Raw genomic sequence first — 8,085 nt, forward strand, 5'->3', positions numbered from 1 at the left:
GAAATCCGGAACGTATGTGCCGAAAACGTTGGAGGAACAGGCAGCAGCTCATCAGCAAAATAAAAAATCTCCGGAAACAAATGCCGAAACTAAATCTCCGGGGAAAAAGCAGATATCAGATAAAGGTGATATTGTTTCGACTGACCAGCTTCAACCTGTTAACCCAGATAAAGCACCTGTTGAAGAGGTAGATCCGGCTCCTTCTGCAAATGCCCACAGTAATCCAGGATTTACAGAGCTTAGCGGAAAAATAAGCAGTACTGCTAAATTACAGAAACAGCATGAACCATCCCATAAAGCCACAAATGATGCACAGGCTGCAGCCCCATCTCCTTCCAACGAACGTCAGAGTATGGCACAGGCAAGCCAGATAAATGTAATGGGTGCGAAGGAAGCCGGAATGTTCAAAAGAGAAGATTTCAAAGCTTTGCTGAGTGCAAAAATACATAGTATACAACTTCCGAAAAATGAAGAGCAGGCTGATGAGTTTGAGAAACACAACAATATAAATGAAGTCAATCAAAAAGCGGTGGGCGATGTTAAAAGAGAAAAGAATGCAGCAGCAAATGATATTGCTTCTGCAACGGCAGCAAAACCGGATATTGCAGCACAGCCTCATCGTCCGGTTGCAAAAATGCCGACACCGAATATTGGTAAAGCTCCTTCTACGCCGAATGTCGCTAAGGCAATGCCTGTGAAAAGAACTGCAGCCAGCGTAGAACAACCTATAAAGCAACAAACGGCAAGTATCGACAGCGAAATGAAAGCGAATGGAGTAACCGATAAGATGTTGGCAAACTCCAATGAACCATCATTTACGGATGCTTTAGATCAAAAGAATAATGCGAAAGCCCAAAGTGTTGAAGCAACTCATCAGTTTAGAGACAATGAAGCTAAGGAGTTGTCAAAAACCCGTAGTGATGCACAGGCACAGGCGGTAAATCATATAAGCGGTATGCATGGCGCAAGAAAAGGCGGGTTAGGCAATGTACACGGCGATCAACAGCAAACTTCAGCGAAAGACAGCCAGAAACGAAAAGAAATTGCCGATCATATTAATGGCATTTACGTCAGCTCCAAAGCAGATGTAGATGTTATATTAAACAATCTGGATACAACGGTAGCGAAGAAATTTGATGAGGGCAGCAGAGAATCTAAAAAAGCATTTGAAGCCCATGTCGATAGAGAGATGAAGGCTTATAAAAAGAAACGTTATGGTGATGCGTATGCAGACTACGGTGCTTTAGCTGCGGCTGGAAAATGGATATGGGACAAACTTACCGGCTTACCTGAAGAAGTTAATAAATTCTTTGACAGTGGTAAGGATTTATACATTAAAGTCATGGATAAATTCATCGACCAAATCGCAACCCATGTTACCACCCAGCTAAATGCAGCCAAAACCAGAATTGCCAAAGGCAAAAAAGATGTACAGACTTATGTCGACAGTTTATCGCCAAGCTTAAGGAAAATCGGGAAAGAAGCTATTGCAGAGATCCAAAGCAAATTCAATGCACTGGAAGAAAGTGTAAACAGTAAAAAAGATGCATTAATTGATGTATTGGCTAAAAAATACGCCGATAATATCGCAAGTATTGATACCCGGATTGCAGATCTTAAAGCGCAAAACAGCGGATTGATCAACAAAGCTCTTGATGTGCTTAAAACCAGCGTATTTGCTATTATTATTGAAATTAAAAATACACTGACCAATTTATTATCCGGTGTAATCAGTGCCATTCAGGCGATTATTATGGATCCGATAGGATTCTTTAAAAACCTTATTGCCGGTGTTTCCCAAGGATTTACCAATTTCGGAACCAACATCTGGACACACCTTAAGACCGGTTTCTTCGGATGGTTAACCGGAGCGATGAAAGGTATTTCTTTCACCATGCCTGAAGATGTATTCTCTTTGAAAGGTATTTTCTCCATTACCACGCAGGTACTTGGTTTAACGTGGGACGGTATCAGAAGCATTGGCGCAAGAGTGATAGGCGAACCTGTAATGAAAGTTCTGGAAACCGCTTCTGAAAAAGGTCTTGAAATAATTCCGATTGTCCGCAAAGATGGTGCTGCCGGACTTTGGGAATACCTGAAAGACCAGTTTGCCGATCTTAAAGCCACCGTAATGGATGCTATGATGGACATTATCCAGACACAGGTGATCCAGGCGGGAATTAAATGGGTGATGGGATTGATGACTCCGGTAGGAGCCTTTATAAAAGCCGCAATGGCGATTATCGATATGGTTAAATTCTTCATCCAGCGAGCTGCCCAGATTATGGAACTGGTAAAAGCATTTACAGACAGCATTAAAGCTATTGCCAGCGGAAACGTAAGTGCCGTCGCAAAATCCATAGAAAATGCATTGGGAAGAGCAGTTCCTGTACTCATTGGTTTCTTAGCTTCCTTATTAGGAATTGGCGGATTGGCAGATAAAATACTGGGTGTTATCCGAAAAATACGTCAGCGTATTGAGAATGCGATTGTGAAGTTCTGGAATTTTATTAAAGGGAAGGCTAAAGGATTGCTTGGGAAAATGGGAGTCGGAAAATTTAATGCTAACAAAAAAGATAAGAAAGAGAAAAAAATTGGAGAACATGGGAAAGCAAGTAAAGGAACTGAATGGTGGAATGATGAAATTATTTTTAAGAATATAGAAAATGTTAATCACAAACTTTATTTTAAAGGAGAGGGTGAAAATGCCAAATTGTATATGCAGAGTACTCCTAATTATGTTATAAATCATTTGAATAAAGCTAAAGAAGTTGCTCAAACAGCAAGTGAAAGAAAAAATGTTGAAGCAGGAATAACCCATTATAAAAATGTATTAATGCCTTTAAATGATAAATTAAGCAGATTAGAAAATGATCGTATAAAACTAACAAAGGATAATAAAGATGGCAAAAATAATGCAAAAATAACTGCCAAAGAGAAGAGCATAAGTGAGCAAAATGAACTACAGGATAAAGCTTTAGAAAAATTATCAATATTATTTCAAGCAATTAAATTTGATGATGGAGTACAGCCAACTACCGTGAAAACATTTGTCACATCTAAGCAAGATTCTATGGGTAGGGCTTTAGAAGTTGAAGCAAATCCGCTGACTTGGATGCCAGGGAATACAAAGGGAAGTCCTCCTCGTGATGGTCAATCTCCATTAGGTTGGAATCATGCTACAGAGAAAGGTGTAAAAAAGGAAAATAAAATTCGTGACCTTATCTATATTAGAGGGCATTTGCTTAATGATAATATACATGGACCTGGAGTATCATGGAATTTAGTACCTATCACAAGAGTGATGAACTCAAATATGGAGGAGCATGCAGAAAAGAAAGGAAAACAAGTATTAGAAGAAAATCAAAGACACAGAATTATGTGGTATAAAACGACAATTGAAGAATACTATGATGCTAGCAAAAATGAAAACGATCAATATTTTCCTAAACGAATAAGAGTTGAATGGGCGGAATATATAAACAAAGATGGCAATTATGATGTAAATGGTGTAAAAACAAATCCAGGTATTAAAGTTTTCGAACAGGGTAAGCCTGCAATGCCATATAATATTAATGATTTAGGAGAAAAGCTATTAGTCGATAAGTTAAATTTAAATCCTAAATTTGCTAAAGCCGTAACTGAAGAACGGAAAAACAATGGAATGTTTGAACGAATTGATTTTTTTGAAGAAAGAATGACAAATTATTATGCAAATAGGAAAGATAAAGAGGTGCTTGATTTTGGATTAACTACGATAGATGATTTAAGAAAAATAGACAAAATAACATTTTAAAACTCATTTTATGAAAATCTTAGAAAAATTAGAAGGGCTAATTGTTAAAATTTGCAACAATGATAAAATTAATGTAGAAAACAGTAACATTGATAAAATTAAAAACAGAACTTTTTTTAGCCAACGAATTTTGTCAAATGCTAAAGAATTTATGAAAATAGATTTTCCAGAAGATGATTATCAATATCATTCTATAAATGGTTTAATCTTAGATTGGGATGCTACTACCAATGACTCAGACGAAGAGTATCTTTGGGGAGGATTTGACATTTTAGGTCTTTTCGAGTCTCTTGGTTATCCTTCCCATTTCTGGGATAATTACAATAACGACAGCCGTTTTTGGAAGAACAATCCACAACCCGAAGCTGAAGCCATCTGGGAGGAATTTTTACCTAAACTTAATTATTTTCAGAAGTCAGGGCATGGAGATGATGGTACTTATGGATGTATATTGCGGGAAGAAGGTGTTTATCCTTGTCCGATCTATTTTTTCGATTCAGGGATCTGGTTTAAAATAAATATGAGTCTTGAAGAATATTATGATACAATGATAGCTTGCAAAGCCGTATATTATTGGCAATATTTTTATATTGACACACAGGAAATTGTAAAAAAATTAGGAAACTACAAACCTGTTTATATAGAATATGGTGCAAAATATTTACAAGGACCCCATCCATTTAGTGATAAATTTAAAGATGGAACATTTACGTATTCTGCAGAGGGTGTTTTGCATCAAATGAAAAATATTATTAAACGTTTTCCTAAGTTATTCCCTGATGTAGATTTAACTTATTTTAAAGAAAGATGTGATGCTTTAGAAAAAGCTTTGAACACATAAAATTTAATTCAAAAATCAAAATCAAAATTTCTTAGCAGTTTTATTTAAAAATATATTTATTGTACATTTTTGTATTTAGAAAGCGGAACCTCTGTAAAGAAGTTCCGCTTTTTTAATTCCAAAATAGGCATTGCCAGCGGAAACGTAAGTGCCGTAGCCAAATCGATAGAAAATGCATTGGGAAGAGCGGTTCCTTTACTCATTGGTTTCTTAGCTTCATTATTAGGAATTGGCGGATTGGCAGATAAAATACTGGGCGTTATCAGAAAAATACGTCAGCGTATTGAGAATGCTATTGTGAAGTTCTGGAATTTTATTAAAGGGAAAGCTAAAAAACTACTTGGGAAAATTGGTTTTGGAAGCAAGAAGGAAGCTATTAAGGATAGTAAAGCAAAAGAAATTGAAAATGACCCTAATAAAGATTGGGACGATATTCAAATACCATTTGAAGCGGAAGATCATCACAGACATACATTATATTTCCAAGATAAAGGAGGTCAAACGGTATTGATGGTGGCAAGTACACCAACTTCATTTACTGATTTTGTTGAGAGTATCAAACCTAAAAATAATGATGATCGTACAAAAGACGCTAAAACTAAAGCTATATCTATAGCGGCAAGGATTGAAACGCGTAAGAAAGATAAAACTGGCGGTAAAAAAGCAAATGAGGAAAAGAAAAAAGGGGATATTGCAAAAATGACCAAAGATTTATCTGAATACGTTGCTATACTATTTGGTATAGATAAAGATGGAGGTCTACCAGATTCTGTCATCAAACATATGTCAAAAACTATTGGGGGTGGTGTTTTGGATACAGCTATGGGTGCTTCTCCTCTTACAAGGAAAGGAATTGACGGTAGTGATCCTAAAGAAACGAATAAAGTATATAATGATTTGTTTTACAGAAAAGAAGGTAAAAGAGCTTATTATGTAAGAGGACATTTGCTAAATGAACACATACACGGAGAAGGTATACTAACAAACTTGACACCATTGTCCCAAAAAGGAAATAGTAACCACTTGCGTGCGGCAGAAGAACCTATAAAAACGGCTGTTTTAGGAGGTGCTATTGTTGACTATTTCTTAACTGTAAATTATGGACGTTCTGTGCCGGATGTTACAGATGACCAACTTGAAAAAGCTGGATTTGAAAGTGAAAAAGATAAAAAAATTATACGTAAAGTACGTGATGCCGAAAAATTTGTGCCTCAAAGTTTAGTATTAAAATCGAATTATCTTAAAAAAGAAGGTGGTAAGTACGTAAAAGATAAAGAATTACTTAATAAAAATTCGATTATCAACCCAGTTGATTTAGAGCTGAAAAATTATAAAATTGATAGTGATAGGAAAATAAATGTGAGTATTAAATACAGTTCGCCACAAGAAATAAGCGATAATACAAGTTTGACTTTAGCTCAAGCTACGATTATGCAAAAGGCAGCAAATTTAGTTCCTGATTTAACGAAATTTACGCAAATAATTTCTAAATTGTCAGAGGTTACTAGCAGTGTTACCATGATCACTAGGCTTAAAGATATAATTGAGAATAAACAATATGGTGATAAGTTAATATTAAGAGAAATAAATTAAAATTAAGTAATATATGGAAGATCAATTTGAAGATCAATTTAATGCTTACTTGGAATATTATGTTATTTTAGCTAAAAATGCTAAAAAAGTCGAAGGAAGCACACTTAATGTTCCAGAAAATTTAAAAACTGATTTACCGGAACTGAATCGGCTAGATAAAATACATAAAGGAATAGAAGACTTTTATAGAAATGAATCAGATGGTTACAGTTTTGAATGGTGGAGTGATAAAGAGAATGGGATAGGAGGGAAATTAGAATTTGCCTCAAGTAAGGATTTATTTGCTGATGCAGGCTTATATGATGGTGAAGGAGATGAAGAACTTCAATATTTTCATCCGCTAGATTATCCAACTCCTGAATCTTTTGTCGGATTTATTATAATGTCCGATAATACCATATACGAATCATTGTATTATATTAGTGTAAGCGATTATGAGCTAAATAATTTAGACTTGGATTATGAAGGTTATACGCAAATGGCTATTGAGTCTCGTGTATTCAATCATTGGCAACGAGTTTTATTATATTATATGGATGGAATAGGTATTGGGTCAGTAGAAACAGAAATATTTAAAACAGAGATGCCTAAAATATTTCCGGATTGGACTTGGGAAAATTTTATTGCCAAGTTTGAGAGTCTGCGTCTTTCTAATAAAAACAAATAAAAATTTTCAAAAAAAAATTAAAGCGGAACTTCTGTTGGGAGTTTCGCTTTTTTATTAAAGAACTATCTTTAAGCTCTCAAACTGAGAAATTTTAAAATAACCATGAAAGATTTTATAAAAAAAATAGAAAAAAAGTTTGATATTCAAATTAATCGTTCCAAAGAACACATCTGGGAAAATTATTATGATATAGATAACGATGGAAATATTACAACACTTTATTTAGATGAGGTTGATTTAAAGGATTTACATATATTATTACCAATAGCAGACAGTCTTGTTAAATTAGCCCTTCCATACTGCAATGTGAAAATGTTACGCCCATTAAATGCGTTTTCACAGTTAGAAACATTACAATTAAACGGCAATCATTTACAAGAAAAATCATTAAGGTATTTAGGTGATTTAAAAAATTTAAAGAATCTGGATTTGAGAGGGGTTAAACTTAAAGATACTTCCTTATTGGGTGATTTAATCGGTTTGGAAATATTATCTATTAGTGGTGGCAACGCTTATCGTGAGATAAATGGTTTGGAGCAATTAAAATCGTTACAGCACTTAAATGTTAGTTGGAGTGGAATTGATCATATAAAAAAGATAAAGGTTAATGAAAATATACGCTCTTTAAATATTGGAGAAACTGATATTAAAAGAATTACTGATTTGGAGCGTTTTCCTCATTTAGAGGAGTTAAGAGTAAATGGAACTTTAGTAGAAAAGATTGAGGGTTTGGATACCTTACACAATCTAAAACAACTTTTTATCTCGGCTACTCAGGTTGAAGAAATTGAAGGCTTAGAAAGTTTGACAAATTTAGAAGTATTAGACTTAAGTTATAATGAAATTTCAAAAATCAAAGGATTGGATAGTCTGAAAAATTTAAGAAAATTAAATTTAAATGAAAATAAGATCATCAAAGTTGAAAATTTAGATCGTCTTATAAATCTTGAGTATTTAACTTTGGAAGTTAATAAAATTAAAGAGTTTGATGCTTCCTTTTTATCTAATTTGGTTTCCGAATGCTTTATTTCTCTATGTTTTACAGGAGATTATATCAAAGAGATTAAAGATGTGCCAAAAAATGTAACAATTAAGTTTGAAGCTGATCATTTTGTACCGAGAACATTATATAGATCAAAGGATTTATTTCGATAATAATAAGAGCCTTGTTTTTACAGGGCTTTTAAG

The 8,085-nt window shown here is 34.3% G+C and carries 5 protein-coding genes; all 5 read left to right on the forward strand.

All coding sequences use genetic code 11. The annotated features are described in order from the left end of the window. Positions 1 to 3,796: hypothetical protein (locus DD829_RS22770; protein WP_228408275.1), on the forward strand; the 3,796-nt coding region annotated here is incomplete at its 5' end. Between the two features lie 10 nt (positions 3,797 to 3,806). Then, positions 3,807 to 4,637, forward strand: a complete 831-nt coding sequence (locus DD829_RS22775; RefSeq protein ID WP_108409276.1) for a hypothetical protein — start codon at positions 3,807 to 3,809, stop codon at positions 4,635 to 4,637. A 69-nt stretch (positions 4,638 to 4,706) separates the two neighbouring features. Further along, complete coding sequence (locus DD829_RS22780; protein WP_108409277.1) at positions 4,707 to 6,230, forward strand: hypothetical protein; 1,524 nt, start codon at positions 4,707 to 4,709, stop codon at positions 6,228 to 6,230. A gap of 13 nt (positions 6,231 to 6,243) precedes the next feature. Then, a complete protein-coding gene (locus DD829_RS22785) occupies positions 6,244 to 6,897 on the forward strand; it encodes a hypothetical protein (protein WP_108409278.1) in 654 nt (217 codons plus the stop codon). A 102-nt stretch (positions 6,898 to 6,999) separates the two neighbouring features. Beyond that, complete coding sequence (locus DD829_RS22790; RefSeq protein WP_116548198.1) at positions 7,000 to 8,052, forward strand: leucine-rich repeat domain-containing protein; 1,053 nt, start codon at positions 7,000 to 7,002, stop codon at positions 8,050 to 8,052. Positions 8,053 to 8,085 lie beyond the last annotated feature (33 nt).

The organism is Chryseobacterium sp. HMWF035 (genome assembly GCF_003094695.1).
GTDB lineage: Bacteria > Bacteroidota > Bacteroidia > Flavobacteriales > Weeksellaceae > Chryseobacterium > Chryseobacterium gambrini.